At 61.6% G+C, this 22,927-nt stretch carries 18 protein-coding genes and 1 pseudogene; 5 read left to right on the top strand and 14 right to left on the bottom strand.

The features are described from left to right. Positions 1-63 precede the first annotated feature (63 nt). Positions 64-648, bottom strand: coding sequence for a cysteine hydrolase family protein (locus tag WS68_RS10485; protein ID WP_059570727.1), 585 nt, complete (start codon positions 646-648; stop codon positions 64-66). A gap of 188 nt (positions 649-836) precedes the next feature. On the opposite strand from WS68_RS10485, the gene WS68_RS10490 reads away from it, so the two are divergent. Next, on the top strand, positions 837-1,442 hold the full coding sequence (locus WS68_RS10490) for a nucleotidyltransferase family protein (protein WP_059570728.1): 606 nt from the start codon (positions 837-839) through the stop codon (positions 1,440-1,442). 160 nt (positions 1,443-1,602) lie between these two features. Here the strand turns inward: WS68_RS10490 and WS68_RS27515 are convergent, their stop codons facing one another. Next, entirely contained in the window at positions 1,603-2,667 is a 1,065-nt protein-coding gene (locus WS68_RS27515) for a hypothetical protein (protein WP_156429445.1), read from the bottom strand. A 334-nt stretch (positions 2,668-3,001) separates the two neighbouring features. On the opposite strand from WS68_RS27515, the gene WS68_RS27520 reads away from it, so the two are divergent. Then, the gene (locus WS68_RS27520; protein WP_156429446.1) at positions 3,002-3,379 is read left to right on the top strand and encodes a hypothetical protein; all 378 of its coding nucleotides are present in this window, start codon (positions 3,002-3,004) and stop codon (positions 3,377-3,379) included. 228 nt (positions 3,380-3,607) lie between these two features. On the opposite strand, the pseudogene WS68_RS28860 reads toward WS68_RS27520, so the two are convergent. Both WS68_RS28860 and WS68_RS10500 read right to left on the bottom strand, forming a co-directional pair. Continuing rightward, positions 3,608-4,109 (bottom strand): annotated as a pseudogene (locus WS68_RS28860) (IS701 family transposase); the annotation flags it as partial. A 593-nt stretch (positions 4,110-4,702) separates the two neighbouring features. Continuing rightward, positions 4,703-5,620 carry an alpha/beta fold hydrolase gene (locus WS68_RS10500; protein WP_059570730.1) on the bottom strand — a complete coding sequence of 306 codons (918 nt, stop codon included), beginning with the start codon at positions 5,618-5,620 and terminating at the stop codon, positions 4,703-4,705. A 438-nt stretch (positions 5,621-6,058) separates the two neighbouring features. On the opposite strand from WS68_RS10500, the gene WS68_RS10505 reads away from it, so the two are divergent. Further along, positions 6,059-7,612 (top strand): methyl-accepting chemotaxis protein, encoded by a 1,554-nt coding sequence (locus tag WS68_RS10505; RefSeq protein WP_059570731.1) that lies wholly within the window; start codon positions 6,059-6,061, stop codon positions 7,610-7,612. Between the two features lie 505 nt (positions 7,613-8,117). Continuing rightward, positions 8,118-9,887 (top strand): peptidoglycan D,D-transpeptidase FtsI family protein, encoded by a 1,770-nt coding sequence (locus tag WS68_RS10510; protein ID WP_059570732.1) that lies wholly within the window; start codon positions 8,118-8,120, stop codon positions 9,885-9,887. A gap of 62 nt (positions 9,888-9,949) precedes the next feature. Here WS68_RS10510 and WS68_RS10515 read toward each other — a convergent pair whose 3' ends face one another. Genes WS68_RS10515 through WS68_RS10535 form a run of 5 tightly spaced genes read right to left on the bottom strand, consistent with a single transcriptional unit; the run spans position 9,950 to position 15,071 of the window. Further along, on the bottom strand, positions 9,950-10,423 hold the full coding sequence (locus tag WS68_RS10515) for a GNAT family N-acetyltransferase (RefSeq protein WP_059570733.1): 474 nt from the start codon (positions 10,421-10,423) through the stop codon (positions 9,950-9,952). Next, entirely contained in the window at positions 10,420-11,652 is a 1,233-nt protein-coding gene (locus WS68_RS10520) for a DegT/DnrJ/EryC1/StrS family aminotransferase (RefSeq protein ID WP_059570734.1), read from the bottom strand. The genes WS68_RS10515 and WS68_RS10520 overlap by 4 nt, the downstream gene beginning before the upstream one ends. Positions 11,653-11,683: 31 nt before the next feature. Further along, positions 11,684-13,192 (bottom strand): GMC family oxidoreductase, encoded by a 1,509-nt coding sequence (locus WS68_RS10525; RefSeq protein ID WP_059570735.1) that lies wholly within the window; start codon positions 13,190-13,192, stop codon positions 11,684-11,686. Beyond that, positions 13,183-13,926: an SDR family NAD(P)-dependent oxidoreductase gene (locus tag WS68_RS10530; protein WP_059570736.1), complete on the bottom strand. Its 744-nt coding sequence runs from the start codon at positions 13,924-13,926 to the stop codon at positions 13,183-13,185. The genes WS68_RS10525 and WS68_RS10530 overlap by 10 nt, the downstream gene beginning before the upstream one ends. After that, on the bottom strand, positions 13,923-15,071 hold the full coding sequence (locus tag WS68_RS10535) for a sedoheptulose 7-phosphate cyclase (RefSeq protein ID WP_156429448.1): 1,149 nt from the start codon (positions 15,069-15,071) through the stop codon (positions 13,923-13,925). Before WS68_RS10535 ends, WS68_RS10530 begins: the two co-directional genes overlap by 4 nt. Before the next feature lie 629 nt (positions 15,072-15,700). Here WS68_RS10535 and WS68_RS10540 point away from each other — a divergent pair. Continuing rightward, the gene (locus WS68_RS10540) at positions 15,701-16,258 is read left to right on the top strand and encodes a 5' nucleotidase, NT5C type (protein ID WP_082709951.1); all 558 of its coding nucleotides are present in this window, start codon (positions 15,701-15,703) and stop codon (positions 16,256-16,258) included. 65 nt (positions 16,259-16,323) lie between these two features. Here the strand turns inward: WS68_RS10540 and WS68_RS10545 are convergent, their stop codons facing one another. The 5 genes from WS68_RS10545 to WS68_RS10565 all read right to left on the bottom strand — a co-directional run bounded on the left by WS68_RS10545 (position 16,324) and on the right by WS68_RS10565 (position 22,922). After that, a complete protein-coding gene (locus WS68_RS10545) occupies positions 16,324-18,093 on the bottom strand; it encodes a cation:proton antiporter domain-containing protein (protein WP_059570738.1) in 1,770 nt (589 codons plus the stop codon). A gap of 191 nt (positions 18,094-18,284) precedes the next feature. Next, the gene (locus tag WS68_RS10550) at positions 18,285-19,427 is read right to left on the bottom strand and encodes a branched-chain amino acid ABC transporter substrate-binding protein (RefSeq protein WP_059519805.1); all 1,143 of its coding nucleotides are present in this window, start codon (positions 19,425-19,427) and stop codon (positions 18,285-18,287) included. A 373-nt stretch (positions 19,428-19,800) separates the two neighbouring features. After that, entirely contained in the window at positions 19,801-20,769 is a 969-nt protein-coding gene (locus WS68_RS10555; RefSeq protein WP_059570739.1) for a Rieske (2Fe-2S) protein, read from the bottom strand. Between the two features lie 28 nt (positions 20,770-20,797). Further along, positions 20,798-21,817 (bottom strand): Rieske 2Fe-2S domain-containing protein, encoded by a 1,020-nt coding sequence (locus WS68_RS10560; protein ID WP_082709941.1) that lies wholly within the window; start codon positions 21,815-21,817, stop codon positions 20,798-20,800. A gap of 73 nt (positions 21,818-21,890) precedes the next feature. Continuing rightward, positions 21,891-22,922: a terpene synthase family protein gene (locus tag WS68_RS10565; RefSeq protein WP_156429449.1), complete on the bottom strand. Its 1,032-nt coding sequence runs from the start codon at positions 22,920-22,922 to the stop codon at positions 21,891-21,893. Positions 22,923-22,927 lie beyond the last annotated feature (5 nt).

Here is a 22,927-nt window from a genome sequence, read left to right on the forward strand (position 1 = left end):
CACGACATGCCGGCTGCGGCCGGCCGCGCTTGCATCCTGCACAACCAGCGCGGCGCGGCGAACTCATCTGCCAGCCTGAACCGCGCGCCCGACGATCTCTCGCGTATCCATGATCGTCGCGTAATCCATCGCGAGATTGCTCAGCGATAGCGCATGAACGTCGGCCGCGGCCCAAACACGCCCCGACAAATCGCGCTGATCGAACGTGAAACACGCATCGCTCGCGACGATCGTATCGAAGCCGAGATTACCCGCCGAGCGCGCAGTCGATTCCACCGAATTGTTCGTGATCACGCCGGCGATCACGAGTTGCGCGATGCCCCGCTCGTGCAGCCAGCGCGCGAGCCCCGTCGCCGCGAACGCGTCAGGGACGTTTTTTTCGATCACGTGCTCGCGCGCGAGCGGTGCGAATGCGTCGTGGAATTCCGCGCCGGGCTGGCCTGGCCGGAATACCGAATCCGGCGAGCGGGAAATATGCCGGACATGCACGATCGGCCGGGCGGTACGGCGCCAGCAGTCGAGCAGCGCCGCCCAATGCGTTTGCGCATCGGGATTGTTGCGCGGGACCGCCGGATTCGGCGCGAGAATGCCTTTTTGCAGATCGATGAGCAACAGCGCGGCATGCGCGCAAAGCGGCGGCGTATCCATGCGAGGGGACGGAAGCGGGAGTTGAAATAAGCGATTCTAGCGGCGCGCGGCGAACTTCACGCCGCGCCGCGCCCGCGCGCATCGCGCCGGCCGGCTGGCCGGACGCCCCGCAATGGGACTGCGCGTGCTTGCGTCTGCTTCTCCTGCATCGCACAATCGCGACATGTCCGCCACCGGTTACCTTTCTCATGACGTACGCGCTGCGCGCCACCGGAATACTGCTGGCCGCCGGCTTCGGCACCCGCTTCGATCCCAGCGGCGTCCATAGCAAGCTGCTCGCGAAGCTGCCCGACGGGACGCCCGTCGCGGTCGCCGCCGCGCAACGGCTTGCCGCCGTGCTGCCCAACGTGATTGCAGTGGTACGGCCTAGCGCGGAAAAACTCGCGCGGCTGCTCAACGGCGTCGGCTGCCAAGTCGTGTTCGCGCCCGACGCCGTCCGGGGGATGGGCGCGAGCCTCGCGGCCGGCGTGGGCGCGAGCGCCGACAGCCCCGGCTGGATCGTCGCGCTCGCGGATATGCCGTGGATCGCGCCAGCGACGATCGAGGCGGTCGCGCGAACGCTCGAAGCAGCAGGCTCGGCGTCAATCGTCGCGCCCGCCTATCGCGGACAACGCGGGCATCCGGTCGGGTTCGCCCGCCGCCATGGCGAGGCGCTCGCCGCGCTCGACGGCGATTCGGGCGCTCGCGCGCTGCTTGCCGCGAATCCACCCGCGATCGTCGACGTTGACGATGCGGCCGTGCTGCGCGACGTCGATACGCCCGCCGATTTACCCGGCTCGATGCCGCCCGGCTGAGAACCTGTTCACGGTCTCGCGAGCAGAAGTGTCAAGAAGGCTAAATAGGGAAACTGCGGATCAATGTCGAGCTTGCCAAATAAGACGCGCTTGGTTACCGGTAAATTCCGTTCATCTCTTTTCATTCTTCCATGCGGCCATCTTATTTCACATATCTCGATCAATCGCCATAGAATATGAAAGGGCCATCATTGGTATTGTAGGACGTGGAAATTTGATTAACTTTAGTCGCGGGCATCCGTTTATTTTTAAGGTCCAACAAAGCCAGATCGACTTCAAATATAATTAACTTGGTTTTATTATCATCATCCGGATCCGGACCAAAAGCGGAAGCGCACGCACGACTAGTGTTATACCTTCCGTTAAAATAATATGGCGCAACCGATGGCGGCGACGTGACGCCAAATTCCCTGTTACCCTCCGAAAAAACTGCTATATCGACCGGCTCCAGTAATTCCAGGCCGACCAAGTCAAAGACGTGACAGCGAAGCGTATCATTTGCGGACTTAGAAAACAAAAAAATATAATTATCAGTAACCCCATTCACAGCAAACTCACCCATAATGGCGGATGGGCGTCCAACAATCACTTTATCGAAGGTTTTTAAATCTCCCAGCGTTTGATTCTGAAAACTTGTGATCAAAGAGCAAATTATTCGCCCACTATCATCACAAGTAATTATCCACCCACAATCATCGCCAATCACACGTTGCACGATACTTGGATAACTCCTTGTCTGTACACTAGTAATTTTCACGTCATTGTTTCCCTTCCTCCACCACAAGGCTCCATCCTGAGTTTTATAGAACCAGTGGTACGTCAATGTTTTTCCTTTTTCATTATCCTGCCTAAATGGAACGACTGCACTGGAGGGGGATGTCACATTGACCCGCGTCATGAAATTGAAATTTCCCTGCCCACCAGGGGTGGCAGTATAAGGTCTAACTGCATATGGGATTCCATCTCCCCCAGGAACCAAGATGAATTGAGGCTGCCTGGGATCTTTAATTCCGCCATTATAGAATACTCCGGTCGGCGGGTAATCAAGCGGATTTAAATCCAATGAATATTTATTTGGATATTCCCCACTTGTTCCGCCAGTCCTCATATATCTTTCCGGGGAGAACTTTTTATCATCCTGCCCAAACGATATATATGCGGAATAGAAATAATAGTTTTTCACGGACCGCTCAATTATCGGATAGGTAATATAGTATTTTCCCACGATATTACTCCCATTTTACCAGAGAATCACAGCTCCGCCCAACCAACGACTGGATGGGCATATTACAACGCAAATCGACCCTCAACCTTCAAATTATACGGACACACTTTATAAAACAATGATAAATCGCTCCATTTCCATTTAAACCTCCCAACCGCAAGAGGGCGAGAGCACAAGAAAATCATCATCTTGAGTGAGAAGACAAACAATTCGGATAATGTAGGACATTTGTAAATTTTCAGAAATCAACAATTACCCCCCGATAAATAGCAGCTTCCACCACAATAAATGGCGGCGGTATATTTCCCAAACACTTCAAGCAGAGGAGGATCAAATGGCCAACATCACGAACATAAAAATGGTTATAAATAACACATTCAATATCCTTGTGCTCAAGGATGGAGAAAATAATTCAAAATTATTCTCCGTCCCGGCAAATGGGGTGTGGAACGGCGACATTTGGGTTCCATGGGTCAGCAGCCAAGACGATGAAAAAAAGGCAATAAACATTATTGACGCCGCCCCTTCACAAATACTGGCTTTTCTATTTCAGGATTATTGGAACCCGCCGGGCGAAAATGCCGTTAAGTATTGCAACACTACGTTTTCATATAGTGGCGCAATCGAAGTTCCGGGCAACAATCGAGGTGGAGGCGAGAAAATTCTTATCGTAAATCCAGCCGAAAGCGGATTTTCGTTATTCATGAAATGAACCCCGGTCATTTTAATCACGAGCAGCATCCCGCGGCAATTCAGCCATATTCCGATATGGCGGCGAATATAGATTTTTCGAATATCCCATCAGTGCCATTGCCGCTCGAAATTTCAAATTCAAGAATGGCGACAAAAGACGATGTGGCGCAATATTTAACGCGTCCAATTAAAATTGGGCCGTCGATGTAGTCAAGCCGCTCAACACTGAGAAAACAATTGATGTTTAAATGAGGCGCCGAGAGACAAGAAACCCATAAGCGGCAATGCACAACGATGCATGATGATGGAATCCGCGCCAACCACGTCCTTCGATGTGCCCCAGGCCGAATTCCTGCTCGAGAACCTGATCGTCCCGCTCGATACGCCAGCGTATCTTGGCGACACGAAGCATACGTTCGAACGCTGTATCTGGAGGCAAAGGTCAAAAGCCAATATTTGAGCAGCTCAGCATCCATCACCTTCGGGCATTCGTTCAGCAGCCATTTCTCATCGCGCAGTGTGGAGCGCCAATCATCGCGGCGTGACGCGCGCCCACGCATGGCGGCAACGCGCGAATTGAGTGCGGCGCATCGACCTTCGCGCCACAACACGTTGCGATAGCGCGACGCATCGAGCGTTGGGGCCGGATCCTTGGCGATCGGCTAATGTCCCGGCGCCCGCAGCAACAAACTACGCGGCCAGCCCGATTTCCCACGGAAAGGCCCGGACGGTAGAGAAGCCGTGCCCGGCGCCCCTCACTCCCTCCGATTCGCCCGCCATCACCCAGCCGAGGAGCCGGCGGCACAACACGACTCAGCCGGCCGCGTATCCGGCGGTCTACGCCGAGATCCGGCAAACGCGCGCCCGATCACCTATAACAAGAAACGAAACCCGGCGCGCGCCGCGCGGCCGCGCCGGGCATGCATGCGCATTGCAAGACTTGCTGGCAGACCGTTATGACCGATCACACATCGCCGCAGCCGGAATCACCCATCGACCCTACTCGCGACCCCGAAGAGGACGCATTCGCGCCACCTTCGTCCGGTCATCACCACCATCACGAGCATCCGCAAAAACCGCAAGAGCCGCCCAGCAAAGATCCGGTTTGACACAAAGCCGGCGTCGATTGGCACGCAGCGGGCGGGCACGATGGCGCGAAACGATTCGTTTGCACGCGCTGCCGCTTAGTGGCTTGTGCCCTTGAGCCTGCATCTGCGCCGCGCGTGCGCGGTTGGATTGACACCGCCGCGCACCCGCCCCTACGAAACGATGCGGCAAACGGCGCGGCAATCACCGCCGGCGCAAAAATCGACGCAGCGCCCGTGCGGACCACGCGTCGAAATCAACCGATAAATCCACGAATCAGCGCATTGATCCGTTCCGGCTGCTCGTGTATCACCCAATGCGATCCTTCCGGAATGCGCTCGATCCGCAGGTCCGGCACGAAGCGCTCGATACCGTCGAGCAGCGTTTTGGGCAGCGCGGTATCGCTTTCGCCCCAGATCACCATCGTCGGCACCTGCACGACCCATTCCTCGGGCACAAGCTTCGATACGTCCGCCGCAGCCTCGCCATCGGCCGGCGGATGCAGCGGCGACGCGCGGTAGTAGTTCAAGCCGCCCGTCAGGCCGTGCGATCCGCCGTCGCCGGGCACAGACCACGCCGCATGATATTTGCCGCGCACTTCGGGCGTATACCACGACGCCCCGGACTGCCCGCCTCCCGTGAAAAATTTCTCCAGATTCTCGAAATCGTTGGCGGCAAGCGCGTCTTCCGAGCCGGGCTGCCGCAGCCAGTTCATATATGCGGAAGCGGCCCTCTGCGCGGGATCGTTTGCGAGCGCGTTCGCAAACAGCAACGGATGCGGCGCATTCACGATCACTAATTTGTCGATCAACTGAGGAAACTTGATCGCGAGACTCCAGCAAACCGCGCCGCCCCAATCGTGCGCGACGACAATCGCGCGGCTGTAGCCGAGCGCGTCGATCAGTTGAGCCAGATCGTCGACGATCAGCTTAGGATGGTATTCGCCCAGCTCCGCCGGCTTGCTCGACAAGTTGAAACCGCGCAAGTCCGGCGCGACCGCGTAATACGCATCGCCGAATGCGGCCAGCTGCGCTTGCCAGGCGTACCAGAATTCGGGAAAGCCATGCACGAACAGCACCAACGGCTGGCCGGGCTGGCCCGCGCTCGCGTAATGCAGGCGCACGCCATTCTTCAGCGTCGCGAACTGCGGATGAACGATGTTTCCATGATCCATGGGGAGTTCCGTCAGGTTTGAGGGTTCGAGGAAGAAATGCGGCCAGCGGTGGACACATCGGCATGGCGAGCCTGCCGTGATGATTGCACGCGGGCCCACCATGCCGACCGAGGCAAGACGGCCGCGCGGATATAACGCGGCCCGCATCCGGTGGGCAAGCCTTCACTGCGGCCAGCCATCTTGCCTGATATCAGGTTTTCTTGGCTATTTATTAAATATCGGAAAACAATCCACCGCCATATGCGTCCATCGGCAGACCGAATCGAGGCAGGAATCGCCAATTGCCTGGAAGCGTCGAATCCGGCCGTTGCTGCCGCCTGGCATCCCGCGGCGGCGCAAGCCGCTCGGCCTAGGGAATACCCGCCTGCGCTCGTGTCGCCCCACGCCGATAAACAGGCATCCCCGCCTCCACGCGCCACCACCCGGCGCTCCGAACCTATGCGCAACCTGTCGTTGAACCACAAGCTCACATCGCTGATCGTCTTCGTCTGGATCGGGCTGCTGATGATCGGCGCGATCGGCGCGTGGCAAAACCGCGCATCGATGATCGCAGAGCGGCGCGCGCAGCTCGCGAACCTCACCGCGCAAGCGTATGGCGTCAGCGAATACTTCCACGTGCTCGCCCAGCAGCGCGCGATGCCCGAAGCCGATGCGAAGCGCGCCGCGCTCGACGCGATCGCCGCGATGCGCTACGGCAAGGACGGCTACGTATCGATCAACGATTCGAGACCCGTCATCGTGATGCACCCCATCAAACCCGAGCTGAACGGCAAAGACGCGTCGAATCTCGCCGATCCGGCCGGCACGCGCGTGTTCGTCGAGATCGTCAAGGCCGCGAACGCCGGCGGCGGCCTCGGCTACGTCGAGTATCGATGGCCCAAGCCCGGCGCCGACCGGCCGATCGACAAGACGAGCGCCGTGCGCCATTTCGCGCCGTGGGACTGGTACATCGTGACCGGCATGTACATGGACGACGTGCAGGCGGCCGTGCTCGTCAGCATCGGCCGCTGGCTGGCGATGGCGGCCGCGCTCGGCGTGGTCGGGACCATCGTGATGGCGGGCGTGCTGCGCAGCGTGCGGCGCAGCCTCGGCGGCGATCTGGAGGCGGCCGTCGCCACCGCGCACCGGATCGCGCAGGGCGATCTGACCGCGCAGGTCGGCGTGCGCGGCAACGATCGTTCCAGTCTGTTGCACGCGCTGCGCGCGATGCAGACGGCGTTGATCGACATGGTGTCGCGCGTGCGGCTCGGCACCGAGAACATCAATGTCGGCGCATCCGAAATCGCGGCCGGCAATACCGACCTGTCGCAGCGCACCGAGCAGCAGGCGGCGGCGCTCGTGCAAACGGCCACGAGCATGGACCAGATGACGGCGAACGTGAAACAGAATGCCGACAGCGCGCTGCAAGCCGCGCGGCTCGCCGACGAGGCGGCGCAGGTTGCCACGCGCGGCAGCGTGGTTGTCGGCGACGTCGTGCGGACGATGGCCGAGATCACCGGCGCATCGCGCAAGATTGGCGACATCATCGGCGTGATCGACGGCATTGCGTTCCAGACCAACATTCTGGCGCTGAACGCGGCCGTCGAGGCGGCGCGCGCGGGCGAGCAAGGGCGGGGCTTCGCGGTCGTCGCGAGCGAGGTGCGCTCGCTCGCGCAGCGCTCGGCGAGCGCGGCCAAGGAGATCAAATCGCTGATCGAGACGTCCAATGCGACGGTCGAGCACGGCGCGTCGCTCGTCACGCGCGCTGGGACGACGATGACCGAGATCGTTCAATCGGTCACGCGCGTCAACGAAATTCTCGACGAGATCAGCCATGCGTCGCGCGAACAAAGCATGGGAATCGAGCAGGTGAACCGGGCGGTCGGCGAGATGGATCAGGTCACTCAGCAAAACGCCGCGCTCGTCGAGCAGGCCGCCGCTGCCGCGCATTCGCTGAAGGATCAGGCGGATGCGTTGCGCGCGGCGGTTACCCAATTCGCGTTGCCGGCGTGACGCGGCAGCGCCCGGCGCGACGTGGCTCGCGACGGGCGCGATGCGGCGCGCGCCCGGACGCGGGTGAGCGGCCGCAGACAACAAACCCGCGGCCGGCGGATTCACGGCGGGCCGCGTCGCCGCAGGCCGCGCCGGCATGCGAAACACACGCAGGCACTCGCTCAGCCGCCTGAAAACGAAGCGCAAACGCCTGCACGAACGCCAAGCGCCCCGCTGCCGCCCGCGCGATGGCTAGCCGCCACGGCCACTGCGCGCCCAGGCGGCGTGCGCGGAAAATCGATCGCCTGCCACGCGACGCAGATCGCGGACAGCACGAAATCCGTGCGCAGCACCGCCGCGCACCCCGCACCCTTCCCGCGCCGCTTCCCTTCCTTCGCATCCGCCTCAAATTGTCAGATTTATCAAGATGTTGCCGTCATTTTCAGACGAAACTATTACTTATTAATTACAATTACATTCCTTCCAACCTCCTCTGGCCGCCCGACGCACGCGATAGCCTCCCCTCATGCGCCTGAAGAAGAAATCGACCTCGTCCTCCGATCCGTACCTCGCCGTCGCCAAAAACCCGATGCTGGCATCGAGCCTGCCGATGTGGCGCTCGAAACTTGTCGTGATCCTGGTCTTTGCCGGGTTCGCCGCGCTGATCGGCCGCGCGTTCTGGGTCCAAGTCGCCAACCAGGATTTCTATGTCGGACAAGGCCAGAAACGCTATCAGCGGACCATCGAGCTGGGCGCGATGCGCGGCAGCATCGTCGATCGCAACGGCGCGCTGCTCGCCGTGAGCCTGACGACCTATGAAATCTGGGCGAATCCCAAGCAGGTCGACGAAGCCGCTTACGCGCCGCTCGCGAAGCTGCTCGACATGCCGCTCGCCGAAGTGCGGCGGCGGCTGACGAGCGAGCGCTCGTTCGTGCTGCTCAAACGCCAAATCGATCCGGAAACGGCTGCCCGGATCGAGAAACTCGACGTCGACGGCATCACACAAATCGCCGATTCGAAGCGCTTCTATCCGGAAGGCGAATCGGCCGCGCACGTCGTCGGCTTCACGAACATCGAGGATCGCGGGCAAGAAGGCGTCGAGCTTGCCGCGAACGCACGCCTGTCCGGCACCGCGGGCGAGCGCCAGGTGATTCGCGACCGGCTCGGCCGGATCATTTCCGATACCCGTCCGCTCGTGCCGGCGCAGCACGGCGCGACGATCGAGCTGACGATCGACCGCCGCATCCAGCAACTCGCATATGCGCAACTGAAGTCGGCCGTTATCGCGAACCACGCGCAAGGCGGCAGCGTCGTCGTGCTGGACGCGAAAAACGGCGAGATCCTCGCGCTCGCGAACTATCCGACGTTCGATCCGAACGATCGCGCGCGCCTGACCGGTCAGCAATTGCGCAATCGCGCGGTAATCGACACGTTCGAGCCTGGCTCGACGATCAAGCCGCTCGTCGTCGCACTGTCGATCGACGCGGGCAAAGTGCGGCCGCAAACGGTGATCGATACGTCGCCCGGCTCGTACAGGATCGGGCCCGCCGTAATTCACGACACGTCGAACCACGGCGCGATCACCGTCGCACAGGCGTTACAGATGTCGAGCAACATTGCGCTCGCGAAGCTCGCGCTCAACCTGCCTGCGGAGACGATCTGGAACAAGTATCAGGAATACGGAATCGGCCGCGCGCCGGAGCTGACGTTTCCAGGCGTCGCATCGGGCCGGCTGCGCCCGTACAAGCGCTGGCGGCCGATCGAGCAGGCGACGATGGCTTACGGCTACGGGCTGTCGACGTCGCTGCTGCAAATCGCGCAGGTCTACACCGCGTATGCGGGCGACGGCACGTTGCATCCGGTGTCGCTGCTGAAGACGTCGGCCGATGCGCAACCCGACGCCGCGCACCGCGGCCATCGCGTGGCATCGCCCGCCACCGCGGCCGCGATCCGCTCGATGCTTGAAATGGCGGTCGGCCAGGGCGGAACTGGACGCGCGGCGCGTGTCGACGGCTACCGGATCGGTGGCAAGACGGGGACGGCGCGCAAGCAAGTCGGCGCGTCGTATGCGAAGGGCAAATACCGCGCGCTGTTCGCCGGCATGGCGCCGATGAGCGACCCGCGCCTGATCGTCGCGGTGATGATCGACGAGCCGAGCGGCAAAGGCTATTACGGCGGGACGGTCGCCGGTCCGGTGTTTTCTTCGGTGACGAGCGGCTCGCTGCAATTGCTCGGCGTGCCGCCGGACGCGCCGGCCGGCAACGACAAAGCAGCATCCGGAAAACCGAAGGCGTAACCTCGGCCGGCGCGCGGCGCATCCGCCAGATCGCACCGCCGCATTGACTGGGCCATCGGACGTCAGCCGATCCGCTTCGCGAAAAACGTCATCGCCTGCGGATCGTGCGCGTCGCCGATCGTCGCGAGTTCCGCATAGCCGCATCGAAGATAAAATCCGGGCGCTTGAAACCGGTACGTATGCAGCCACACGTGCGACACACCCTTCTCGCGCGCCCACGCCTCGGCGTGCCGCAGCAGCCGCTCGCCGACACCGCGCCCCCTGAAGCATTTATCGACGTGGATCAAATCGACGTAGAGCCGGCCATACAACAGACTGCCGGTTATGCCGCCGGCCACGGCTCCATCCGTGCCGACGAGCGCGGCGACTTCGAGCGTGCATTCGTCGTGCGGCCGGCCCCCGTCAGCCGCATCGCACTTCAAACGCTCGAGCAGCCGCGCGCGCAAGCCCACGCTCGAACCGTCCACGAGCCGCACGGCGACGCCCGCGTCTTGCGCCGCCGCCACAAGCGTCACCCATGCGCCAGGCGGCTTCACGATGCCGAAAGAATCGCGTCGCGAAGCGTGCGCGCACGCGCGTCGATCGTCTCGTCGTCATCCTGGACCGAGATCCCGAAGCCCGCGCCGAGGTATCGGTCCGACACGCCGATCGATATGCCGACCGAGCGACTGAGCAGATCGTCGGTCCGGGTAAGCGAAGGAAATGTGCCGAGCGCCGGATCGCCCGCGTAATGCCGATGAAACACCGCCGACGATTTCCCGCGATCGCCAAGCCGATGCAATTGCGACATATTCCGGTAGTAATGCCGGCCCGAATCGTCGAGCGTCTTCGAACCGAGCGTCGTGGCGAGGCGCTGCGCCTGCTCGCGTTCCGCGCAGGTCAGCACCAGCACCGTCGCGCAATCGCCCGCTTCGTCGTTCAATCGGCGCGGCCGGATCGGGCAGCCGCCCGGCAGCGCGAGCCGGCTTAGCAGCGCCGATTTCGCGCGGCGCGTCGCGGCGAGCACCCGATCGAGCTTCGCGATCTGCGCGACCGCCACCGCGCCGGCAAGCTCCGCCATGCGCAGATTGAGCCCGAACAGGATATCGCCGTCGCCGGTGTCGCGGCGCAGCGGGAACCAACCCTGATCCTGAAACGCGTATGCACGCTGGTACAAATGCGGATCGTCGGTGATGACGAGCCCGCCTTCGCCCGACGTGATCACCTTGAACGGATTCAGCGAGAATGCGCCGATATCGCCGTGCGCGCCCAACCGCCGCCCCTGAAAACTGCCGCCGCACGCCTGCGCGACATCCTCGACGATCTTCAGCCCGTGACGCCGCGCGAGCGCGCCTAGCGCATGCATGTCGCACGCCGCGCCGAGCATGTGAACCGGCATGATCGCCTTTGTCTTGCTCGTGATCTTGCGTTCGACGTCAGCCGGATCGATCGTCAGCGTATCGTCGATTTCCGCGAGCACGGGCGTCGCGCCGCTCAGCACGATGCTGCCGATCGACGCGACGAACGTGTACCCCGGCACGATCACCTCGTCTCCCGGTCCGACGCCAAGCGCGGCGAGACTCGTGATCAGCGCGGACGTCCCGCTGTTGACGGCGATCGCATGCCGCACGCCGGCAAGCGACGCGAATGCCTCTTCGGTCTGCCGGACGAACGACGTGAAGTTCGGCACGTCGTATGCGAAACGCGTCAGGCCCCACGTATCGAGCACTTGGTTGACGTTGTCCCGCTCTTCGTCGCCCAAAAAGGAATATCCCGGTCCTGCCATGTCGTTAGCTCCTCTAATGATGGAATGGGGTTCAGCCGCCGGCCAGCGATTCGGCCGCGAGCATCGCGAGCGCCATGATCGGCGCGCACGTGTTCGCCCTCGTGATCGACGGAATCACCGATCCGTCGACGATCCTGACGTTGTCCAGGCCGATGACCTTGAAGTCCGGCGCGACCACCGCGTCGGCGCCGCGCCCCGCCTTGCAGGTGCCGACCGGATGAAATTGCGTGTGCGCGTGCGCGCGGCAGAAGCGCCGGATCGCGTCGCCCTCCCGCAATCGGTCGAAATCCATGCCCGTCGTGCCGGCAAGCGCCGACAACCGCGGATGGCCGACGATCTCGCGGCAGATCGACACGCCGCTGGCGAGCACCGCGAGATCGCGCTCGTCGCTCAGATAAGCGGGATCGATACTGATTCGCAGCCGGCCCGCCACACGCCGGATACCAACCCGGCAGCGGCTCGCCGGCAAGCCGACCGACGGCCCAAGCGAAAATCCGCCGCCGATGTCGCCGCCGCGGCTCAAGCCGATGATCGGCGCGAACGCAAGCTGCGTCGACGACTGCTCGGCCGATGCCGGCGTATTCAGAAAACCGCCGACTTCACCGAGATTCGACGTGCGCGCAACGGGCGCGCTGGTGAGCGACCGGACGGACAACGTCACCTGCACGTGATCGTGCAAATTCGCGCCGACACCTTCGAGCGCATGCGCGATCGGAATGTCCGCCGCGCGCAACGCGCACGCGGGACCAACGCCCGAGCGCAACAGAATGGCGGGCGAGCCGATCGTGCCCGCACACAGAATCGCCTCGCGTTCAACGCGGACCGGCTGCGCGCCGTCCATGCACTCGACGATCACTTGCCGCGCGCTGCGGCGGTCGAATCCCAGCCGCTCGACCCGGCAATGCGTGAGCATCGTGAAATTCGGCCGCGCCAACGCTCTTGCCAGGCAAGTCCGCGCGGGAAACGAACGCAAGCCGCCGCGCTGCATCACGTGGTATCGGCCCACTCCCGGCCGCGCGCACACGTCGACCATCTCGCGGCACGGCAAGCCGAGCGTCTGCGCGACATCGAGGAATGCTTCGCAGAAAGGATGCAACGACGTCGGCCGCTCGACCGACACGATCTCGCCGCTCCGTTGCTCGAACCGCTCGAAAAAGCGCTGCAGGCTCGCCCAACCCCACGAAGGCGCAACCTCGTCCGCCCAGCGCGCGAAATCACCCGGATGGCCGCGAACGTACACCATCGCATGCATTGCCGCCGAGCCGCCGACCATCTTGCCGCGCGGCCAAGCGAGCGCGCGATTCCCGAGCGCCGGCTGCGGCTCGGTTCGATGTGCCCAATCGTGCGCCGAATCGATCAGCGCCGGCCAGCGGCTCGGCGTGAGCACGTCTTCGCAGGCTGACAGATCGTCGCCCGCCTCCAGCAACAGCACGCTCACCGAAGGATCGCGCGACAGGCGCTCGGCGACGATGCAGCCGGCCGGTCCTGCGCCGACGATCACGTAATCGTAGACAGGCGCCACGGCGTCGTTCAGTAGCACGATGCACCTCCATCTATGCCGACGATCTGGCCATTGATGAACGAAGCGCCGGACGAAAACAGGAACATCACCGTCTGCGCGACCTCGTCCTCCGTACCGATGCGCCCGAGCGGAATGCGCGACGGCCAGGCGTTCGCGTCGGCGCTGTCGACGAGGCTGCGGCGGTACATGTCCGTATCGATCGGCCCCGGCGCGATGCCGTTCACCCTGACACCCGCCGGCCCGGCCTCGAGCGCGGCCGCTTTGGTCAGCGCCGCCCCCGCCGCCTTCGATGCCGCATAGATGCCGACGCCGGAAAATACCGTGCGGACCGCATGAATCGAATGGTTATTAACGATGACGCCCTGCCCCGCGCTCGTCATGCCGGCCAGTTGGAACCGCAAGTTCGCCCACAGGCCGAACACGTTCGTATCGAAGCAGCGCCTCACCGCGTCGGCGTCGATCGTCGCGAGCGAGCCGGCGGCGGCAATGCCGGCATTGTTGAATGCATACGCGATGCGGTGCTGGCCGGCGAGCCGCTCGTACTCGCGCTCCAGCGCCGCGAAATTCGAAACGTCGACCTGACGGTAGAAGCACTCGCCCGGGCCTTCGGAGAGCGCATGCACGAGCGCCTCGCCCGCGCGCGCGTCCCGCCCCCACGCATAAACGATCCAGCCGGCATGCACCGCATGACGGGCGACAGCGGCGCCGATCCCCCGCGTCCCCCCTGTAATCAGCAGAATCGGCGCCGTCATGTCGCGTAGGTCTCCATGGGAAAACCCGAGCTGCGGCCCGTTGCCGAAATCCGTGACAACGCCTCGGATGCAGTGCGCATCTCGACAAGCGTCAGATCGTTGACGAATACCGCATCGCCAAGGCCGCGCATCAGAGGCAAATTCTGATTGCCGTCGCGATGAATGATCGTGTCACGTAACGCATCGGCAACGAGTTGCCCATCGCCGAAGCCGCGATGGTACAGAGGAAGCCGAAGCTTTTTCGCGATATCGAAAATCCGATCGACATCGGCTTCGGCCAACATGCCGCGCTGCCTCGACAGCAGCGCCGAATATAGACAGTCGACCGCGACGGCTTCGCCGTGCAGCAACTCGTCGATATAGGTCATCTCGATTAACGGACTGAACGAATGCCCATAGTCGACGATGCGGCGCAGATCGCGTTCCCACAGGTTCGGCTCCAGCTCTTCGGCCATCGCCATCGCCGCCAGATGGATGATTTCCTTGACGAACGGATTCGATTCGACACCCGGCTCGAAGAATGCATGCCCATGCTCGTCAAGCAGATCGAGCAAACGGCGGCTTTTGATCAGCGCGACCTTGAATACTTCGGCCAAACCGTTCGCGACATGCCGGCCGGGCAGCGTATCGAGAAAGCCGGGACACAAATAAGTGGCGACTGCCGGATGAAATGAGCCGAGCCTGTTTCGGTAACCAAAATGATTGACCGCCGTCTTTGCGGCAACGCTCACATCGACCATGCCAAGCAGCGTGGTCGGTACGCGAATGAACGGAATACCGCGACGATAGAGACTGCATGCAAATCCCACCAGGTCGCAGACCACACCGCCGCCGATCACGGCCGGCGGCGAGGAACGGCGCTTCGTGCCGGACCGATTCAATATCTCCGCAATCCGCAGCGCATTGTCGATCGTCTTTTGCTCTTCATCTGCGTTGACGCAATGGCAGCGCACGCTGACCCCGGCGAAGCGAAGCGCGGCCACAAACGCGTCGGCATGCGCGCGCGGCAAACCCTGGTCGATGAAAACGCTCATCGCACCGCCATCGGCAAAAGACGCGACACCCGCCGCCATTTGTTCCAGAGAATCGTGCGATTCGATGCTGTACTCGATCTCTTGCGCCGCGCAGATTCTGATTTTCTTCATCGAAATCCCCTGCGTTTCCAAACACCGTCATTCCCTTGAAATTCCCCTTAAATTCAAAAGGAACCAGCATTCGGGATGAGAGAAAACATCTCGACAAAATCATTCCGCCACCCCACGATAATGACAAATATTTAAAAAATCGTCATGAAAATTTTTCGGAAATATTCAAACCACAATATGCATCGCGTATCACTTCACCATGCTCAACACACCTCATCGCAATATTCCAGATCGATATCCGATAGTGCACATGGCCTGCACGACCACATTTTAATTGACCGAATAAATCACAAAAAAATACAAACAGAGTCTAAACACGGTCAAGAAAAAATCAAGAAAACATCACCATCAACCTATAAATCTTGGCAGGTTTACTCGGCCATTTTGTTTAAAATCCATCAATACTTATCAAATTAAAATTATTTGATTAAATTAAATTTCGAAATGCATGAATCGCCAACGGACTGTTGGCGCGGTCCGCTGCGACGGATGACTGCGGCCGATTTCCGGTTGCATACGAGCAGCTCGAACACCGGGATCGCGCCGGCGCCCGGAAGACCACCGCGATGCGGCTCCGTGGCCCGAGCGGCGTCGAAACTCTTTATCATACGAAACGCAATGAGCTGACGATGCGCGCCACTCGGGAGACGACGATGATCCGGATTGCAATCGATATGGACGAGGTGATTGCCGACGCGTTCTCGGCAGAACTGGCCTGGTATCGAACCACTCACCATTACGCGCTGTCGCGCACGGCTTGCATCGGCAAACCGCTCTCGGCATTCGTATCGCCCGAGCACGCGGCGATGATGGAAGCGCTGCTCGCCGACGGACGTTTTTTCGAAACGCTGCCCGTCATGCCGGGAGCGGAACACGCGCTGCGCACGCTGTCGAGCCGATTCGAACTCTTCGTGACCACCGCGGCGATGGAATATCCGAATTCGTGCGAATACAAATTCCGCTGGCTACGCCGGCATTTGCCGTTCATTGAGCCATCGAACATCGTGTTCTGCGGCGACAAAAGCATCGTCCATGCCGATTATCTGATCGACGACAACGTTCGCCACTTTCGCCGTTTCAGCGGTCAAGGCCTGCTCTTCACCGCTCCGCACAATGCCGCTCTAGACTGGCAGCCGCGCGTCGACGATTGGGATGCCGTCTTGCGATATTTCAGCAAGCACGGCTGATACGCGGCTGCGGGAAGAGCCGCGCCGGTCAGACGGCAGGAGCAATTGCCGTCCGATGGAGCATGCTAATGCGCAACCGCCTGCCTTTTATGCGCCGCATCCTTTCCCATTCGCGCGAGCACATGCTCGGTCATCCCGCGCGCCAACTCCGCCTCGCCGACGAACACCTCGCCCATCCTTTCGCTCGCGAGCAGCGCCGCTTCGTCGTCGCTGTTCGTGCATAGCGCGATTTCGAGTGGCGGATTGAGCGTGCGGGCAATTTCCACGATCTGCCGCACGTCGAACACATCCGGCAACGTAACGACGAGCATCGCCGCCCGCGCGACATGCGCCTGCACGAGCACGATAGGCTCGATCGCGTCGCCGGACACGGCCGCGACGCCGTCTTGGCGCAGCTTCTCGACGATCTCGCGATTCTGCTCGACGACGACAAATGCAATGCCCCGGCTGTCGAGCGCCTGCGCGATGCGCATGCCGACGCGCCCATAGCCGACGATCACCACTTGCCCCGTCAAATGAGCCTGCGGCGTGGACATCGGCAACGCCGCAAGCGGATCGTCGCGCGCCTCCAGCCGGCGCGCGAGCGCCGAGCGTTCGCGAATCCACGCGAGCGCCGGGTCGATCGCCGCGAACAGCAGCGTGTTGAGCGCGATCGACAGCAGCGCGACCGCAAGAATCAGGCTTTGCCCCTGCGTCGACAACAGGCCCAACGCGCGCCCAAGCCCCGCAAGAATGAACGAGAACTCGCCGATCTGCGCGAGCCCCGCGCCAACCGTCAGCGCGGTATTGAGCGGATAACGGAACGCGAGCACGAGCGCCGCTGCGGCGATTGTCTTGCCGACCACGACGATCGCCGCGACTTCGAGCACGTGCAGCGGCTCGTCGATCAGCACGCGCGGATCGAACAGCATGCCCACGGAGATGAAGAACAGCACCGAGAATGCGTCGCGCAGCGGCAGCGTCTCGTCGGCCGCGCAGCGGCTGAATTCCGATTCGCGCATCATCATGCCGGCGAAAAACGCGCCGAGCGCGAACGACACGTCGAACAGCTTCGCCGCGCCGAACGCAACGCCCACCGCCGCCGCGATCATGCACAGCGTAAACAACTCGCGCGAGCCGGTACGCGCAACGAGCCACAGCACACGAGGGAACACGCGCTTGCCGACCACAAGCATCAGCGAGACGAACGCGGCGACTTTCATCAACGTGAGGCCGAGCGCGTGCCACAGATTGCCGCCCGCCGACGCGGCGCCGTGCGCATCGTGCGCGGCCTGCGTGCCGGCCGCGCCCGCGCCCACATCCGCGCCGCCGAGCAGCCCGGCCAGCGGCGGCAGCAGCACCAGCACGAGCACCATCACGAGATCCTCGACGACAAGCCAGCCGATCGCGATGCGCCCGTTGACCGATTCGACGAGCCCGCGCCCTTCGAGCGCGCGCAACAGCACCACCGTACTTGCAACCGACAGCGCAAGACCGAACACGAGCGCCCCGCCTACGTTCCATCCCCACAGCAGCGCAAGCCCCGCGCCGAGCGCCGTCGCAACGGCGATCTGCACGATCGCGCCGGGCAGCGCGATCTTGCGGACCGCCAATAGATCGCCGAGCGAGAAATGCAAGCCGACCCCGAACATCAGCAGCATCACGCCAATTTCGGCGAGCTGCTGCGCGAGCGCGATGTCGCCGACGAAACCGGGCGTGCCCGGGCCGATCACGATGCCGGCGAGCAAATAGCCGACGAGCGGCGGCATTTTCAGCAGCGACGCGAGGTAACCGAAGATCATCGCGAGACCGAAACCGGCCGCGAGCAACGCAATCAGGCTAACGTCATGAGGCATCCTGGCATCCTTGCATGTAAATCATTCGTAAAGTTCAAGGATAAGGGATAGCGATGAACAACGGGTGAATTGAATCAGCTGCAACGCTGCGGCGCACAAAAACGCGCGGCCCCGCGCACAGCTGATCGTGCACGGGGCCGCGAAACGCCGAACCGGGCCCCGGAAGAGCGGGCCGCGTTGTTCGAAACGCCTTACATCTCGACCTGATCGAGGAACGTCTTCTTGCCGTCCTTGTAGTTGTACAGCGAGATCACGCCATGCGTGAGATCGCCCTTTGAATCGAAGGTCGTCTCGCCGATCACTCCCTTGTACTTCGTCGTCGGAATCGCCGACAAAATCTTCGCCGGGTCTGTCGAATTCGTGCGCTTCATCGCATCGACGATGATGTAGACCGCGTCATACGCGAACGGCGCATCGAACCGGATCGGCTGGTTGAAGCGCTTCTCGTATTTCGCCTTGAACGCAGGGCCGCCCGGCATCTTCTCAACCGCCGCGCCCGCCTGCGAGCAGATGATGTTACCCACTGCATCGCCCGCCAGGCTCGCGAGCCCGTCGGTGCACACGCCGTCGCCCGAGAGAATCTTCGCGCGCAGGCCGAGCTGCTTGGCCTGCTTCGCGAACGGGCCACCCGTCGCGTCCATCCCGCCGTACATGATCGCGTCCGGGTTTTCCCCCTTGATCTTCGTCAGAATCGCGCGGAAATCGACCGCCTTGTCGTTCGTCGCGTCGTGCGACAACACTTTCAGGCCGAGCGATTTCGCTTTTTTCTCGAATTCGTTCGCGAGGCCCTGGCCATACGCGGTCGAATCGTCAACGACGGCCACCGTCTTCACGCCCTTCGACGACGCATAGTTCGCCAGCGCCGGGCCCTGCTGCGCATCGGTCGCGACGACGCGGAAGGTGGTCTTGAAGCCTTGTTGCGTATAGGCCGGATTCGTTGCCGACGGCGAAATTTGCACGATGCCGGCGTCGCTGTAGATCTTCGAGGCCGGAATCGACGTACCCGAGTTCAGGTGGCCGACCACGGCGACGACCTTGTCGTCGACCAGCTTCTGCGCGACCTGCGTGGCCGTGCGCGGGTCAGCCGCGTCGTCTTGCGCGTCGAGCTGGAGCGTGATTTTCTGGCCGCCGATCGTGAGGCCCTTCGCGTTGATCTCCTCGATGGCCAGACGCGCGCCGTTTTCATTGTCCTTGCCGAGGTGCGCGATGCCTCCCGTCAGCGGCTCGACGCTGCCAATCTTCACGACCTGATCCGCGGCCGCGTTCGACGCGGCCGCCGCCAGCAGCATTGCCGCCGCGCTGAGCGGCATTATTTTTTGCAGCTTGACATTCATGGGAGTCCCCTGTTTCCGATTCGTGTTGACCCAGTCCGCCGGACAGTGCGTGCGCGGCTGATGTCAGCGTGCAATCGTGCCGAAAAATATTTGTTTGAGCAAGGTAGATATCGGCGCACGTGATGGCTGCGGGAAAACCATGTCGCCCGGCATCGCCGCGCCGCAAAAATGGGGGGCCGCCTTTTGCCGCGCAGCCGGGCACACAGGCAATCGGCTGCAAGCCGATTGCCTGTGTGCCCGATGACGGCTTTCGCGACATCGCGCCAAATCAAGCAAGACTGGGCGATGCATGATGTTTGCCGGATCAGCCTATTCGTTCGACAAACGGCTCGCGCAGCGCTGCACTCGCCGCATCCGGCAAAATATCTTCATGCTAGCCGGCTGATGAATAAAATTGCCGCGCCCAACGTTGAAATACCGCATATGGGCCGTTTCCGGCCCCGGGCCGGCCGTAGCCGGTGTAATCCCGGTTGCTCCAAACCATGATGTCTTCATTGAAGACCGGAACAAGCCATAAACGATGCAGTATGCGCGCGAGTATCGCGTAGATCGGATGCTGTAGCCACGACGGCCATTTCGATAGCCATGAGAAACGAAATGAGATGCCATCGCGAAATGTCCATTGCAACGGCGCGATCTGCACCCCGCATGCAAATATCTTCGCTTCAAACCCGAGCGCCTTCATCTGATGGTCGGACGATACACAGCCCAGTCCATGCACACCGATGATCGTGCTCCATTTCACGCTCCGCCACTTCATGTCGACCCGCATCGAAATCCTCGGCCCATCGACCACCGGCGGATGCGGCACCATCTCCTTCCATCGATGCAATGCGCCGAAATGCTCGAGGTCGTAGCCGTTCTCCGGCAAGTTCTGCATCACGCCGCGCAGCGTGTACGCACGGCCGATGGGCTTCGAAAAACCTTTCATATCGACCTCGGGTAACGCCCAGGTCGGCTCGAGTCCGCGTGCGTGCTGCCAAACGAATACGAAACCATTCCATTCGCATACGCGCAGGGTCCGCAGCGCGAATGCCCGGCCGCGCTCGCACGCGACACCGGCGCGCCGGCCGTCTGGTCCATATGCATAGCCATGAAACGGGCAAACGAGATTCTCGCCCTCGACAGTGCCGCCGCGTCCCAGATGCGCGCCTTGATGCGGGCAATACGCGTCGACCGCACATGCAACGCCGAGTGCGGTTCGATACAACACGACGTCGCGCCCCATGAACGGCGTCGTCAATACTGTTCCCGGCTTCAACTCATGGCTAAAGCACAGTGCGAACCATCCGTCCGGATAGGGCAGCAGCGGAACTTCGGCCGCGCACACGGCATCATTCATCTCGATCTCCTACCAACGGTTGGGAAAATCAACGCGCAAAGTGGCGGTTCGAGTTGCTACTGATGTCTTGCGCATAATCTGCCGTGCACGAATAGAACTGCGACGCCCAGCGACGAAAGATCATGATCGACATTTCGCCCGCCATCAGCGTTGGGCGCATATCGTAATTCCGGTAATGCCAAATCAGCAGATCGCGTTTGAATTGCGGTACGAACCACAACCGGTATGCGGCCGTCGCAAGTACTTCGTGCGCGATGCGTCTTATCGCGGCCGGCCATGACGACAAACGCTCGACACGCAATGCCACAAGCTCAATGCAGGTCCATCGGTCGGGCTCGATCTGCGTCGGAAATAGCACGACATGCGCATGCAGCCCCAGGCGCGGCAGCTCCATACGCGCGGCCATGCAGCCAAGACCGTGCATCGTGATATCGAGCTGCAGCGGCTGGCCGAGCAACACAAGCGTCGAGCGCATCGCCATCATATGGCCATCCGCTTGCGGCGGCTGCAGCACCGGGTTTGACCAACCATGCACCGGTCCGAAATGATTGACATCGACACCGTTCTCCGCCGGATTCTGCAAGCTGCCGTTGAGCGTATGGCAACGCCCACGCGGAATCGAATAGCCGCTCAGATCGAGGGCTGGCAACGCCCATTGCGGGGCGTCGCCAACACTGCTGTGCCATGCAACGATGATGCCGTTCCACTCGCGCACGTGCCGCTGCCGCAGCATCGCCGCCGGCGGCTTCAGCGCGCCCGGTGCATGCGCGCAGGCTCCGTCCGGCCCGAATGCAAGATGATGAAACGGACAGACGAGATTTTCCCCGTCGACAACGCCGCCGTGCCCCAGGTGTGCGCCAAGATGCGGACAGTGCGGTTCGATCACGCGCAGCAACCCGGATCGCGTTCGATACATCACGACATCGTGCCCCGCGAAGCGTTTGACCACGACTGCGCCGCACTTCACGTCCCGGCTGTAACCGAGTGCAAACCAGCCGTCCGGGTAGCGGCCCAGTGATGCATCCCGACATTCGTTGCGAGCCCTCATCGATTTTTTCCTTACCGTCAAAACGCGATCTATGTTTGCCTATCGTCAACGTGATTCGCGGTCTACCGGCGAATCATCCGCTATCACATTCCTCTGCGTGGTAGCGAGTGCTGAATCGATGGAACTCCGCATTTCCGGCGCTCATGTAGCCTAGCTCGGCAATATAGGCGCGCACGTCGGCCCGCTGGCCGAGCGCGCTCGCGGCAACCAAGTTCTGCGCATCGATCAGCCGCCGTTCGTTTAGCTCGCATAGCTCGGCAAGCCGGCATATCGCAGCCTGGGTATCGAGTTGCTCGACGCGCATCAAAATCCAAACTGCATTCAGCGCCTCCCTCGCCGACGATTCCTTGCGGAACGAAAAAAGATCATTGACGAGAATCACCGAGTCGATCGCCGCATCACGCACGCCGATCAATGACTCGTCCAGTAAATCTCCCAGGTCGATGTCAAGCGCATATTCGGTTGTTAGCGTGATCCAGTGGCCAAATCCCTCGACATGCCTGAGCATGAGATATTCGTTGAATGACAGGTGCGCAACATCGATGGCTGACGGATTCGCCTGCATATCGATCTGCTCGCCGATGCAACCGATAAATCGCTGCCAGAAACGAGGGCGCGACGTGCGCACGCCATCCATCAATCGCAGCGTCTCGCACAAAAGCTGTGCGGACGGCGTATCCGAAGAGGAACATTTGCCGCCAATGGCAGCAATGAAATCGCCGCGCAGTGCATCGAGCCCCGGTTGATTGCCGTCCCGCGCGAATGTGGTAAATACATCGTCCATCAAGGTCACCACATTCATCAACTGCTCGACCGCATAGAGCCGCTCGTCCAGGGCGTTCGGGTAGCACAGTCCGCCATATGCCGGGATACGTTGCGACAGAAAACGGCGTGCGGCCTGTTCGTTGCCGTAGTGACGCAGTAGATACGAATAGTTGTCGACGGCCAGTTGCTGCTCGATCGTGTCGTGCAGCGGATGCCATGCGGCCTTCAATTCAAGGCGCGGCGACGGAAAAAACAACCCATCCGACGCCGCCGCTCGATCCATTGCGCTTGCTACGCTGGATTTAGTCATACGACGCTCCGTATAAGAGCCGGTGTGCACGTGGG

Source organism: Burkholderia sp. TSV86 (assembly GCF_001522865.1).
Classification (GTDB): Bacteria; Pseudomonadota; Gammaproteobacteria; order Burkholderiales; family Burkholderiaceae; genus Burkholderia.

What these genes read in the sequence shown, in the direction of transcription:
- WS68_RS10485 (WP_059570727.1), bottom strand. Translation starts at nt 648, where the DNA reads ATGGATACGCCGCCGCTTTGCGCGCATGCCGCGCTGTTGCTCATCGAT.
- WS68_RS10490 (WP_059570728.1), top strand. Translation starts at nt 837, where the DNA reads ATGACGTACGCGCTGCGCGCCACCGGAATACTGCTGGCCGCCGGCTTC.
- WS68_RS27520 (WP_156429446.1), top strand. Translation starts at nt 3,002, where the DNA reads ATGGCCAACATCACGAACATAAAAATGGTTATAAATAACACATTCAAT.
- WS68_RS10500 (WP_059570730.1), bottom strand. Translation starts at nt 5,620, where the DNA reads ATGGATCATGGAAACATCGTTCATCCGCAGTTCGCGACGCTGAAGAAT.
- WS68_RS10505 (WP_059570731.1), top strand. Translation starts at nt 6,059, where the DNA reads ATGCGCAACCTGTCGTTGAACCACAAGCTCACATCGCTGATCGTCTTC.
- WS68_RS10510 (WP_059570732.1), top strand. Translation starts at nt 8,118, where the DNA reads ATGCGCCTGAAGAAGAAATCGACCTCGTCCTCCGATCCGTACCTCGCC.
- WS68_RS10520 (WP_059570734.1), bottom strand. Translation starts at nt 11,652, where the DNA reads ATGGCAGGACCGGGATATTCCTTTTTGGGCGACGAAGAGCGGGACAAC.
- WS68_RS10530 (WP_059570736.1), bottom strand. Translation starts at nt 13,926, where the DNA reads ATGACGGCGCCGATTCTGCTGATTACAGGGGGGACGCGGGGGATCGGC.
- WS68_RS10535 (WP_156429448.1), bottom strand. Translation starts at nt 15,071, where the DNA reads ATGAAGAAAATCAGAATCTGCGCGGCGCAAGAGATCGAGTACAGCATC.
- WS68_RS10540 (WP_082709951.1), top strand. Translation starts at nt 15,701, where the DNA reads ATGCGCGCCACTCGGGAGACGACGATGATCCGGATTGCAATCGATATG.
- WS68_RS10545 (WP_059570738.1), bottom strand. Translation starts at nt 18,093, where the DNA reads ATGCCTCATGACGTTAGCCTGATTGCGTTGCTCGCGGCCGGTTTCGGT.
- WS68_RS10550 (WP_059519805.1), bottom strand. Translation starts at nt 19,427, where the DNA reads ATGAATGTCAAGCTGCAAAAAATAATGCCGCTCAGCGCGGCGGCAATG.
- WS68_RS10555 (WP_059570739.1), bottom strand. Translation starts at nt 20,769, where the DNA reads ATGAATGATGCCGTGTGCGCGGCCGAAGTTCCGCTGCTGCCCTATCCG.
- WS68_RS10560 (WP_082709941.1), bottom strand. Translation starts at nt 21,817, where the DNA reads ATGAGGGCTCGCAACGAATGTCGGGATGCATCACTGGGCCGCTACCCG.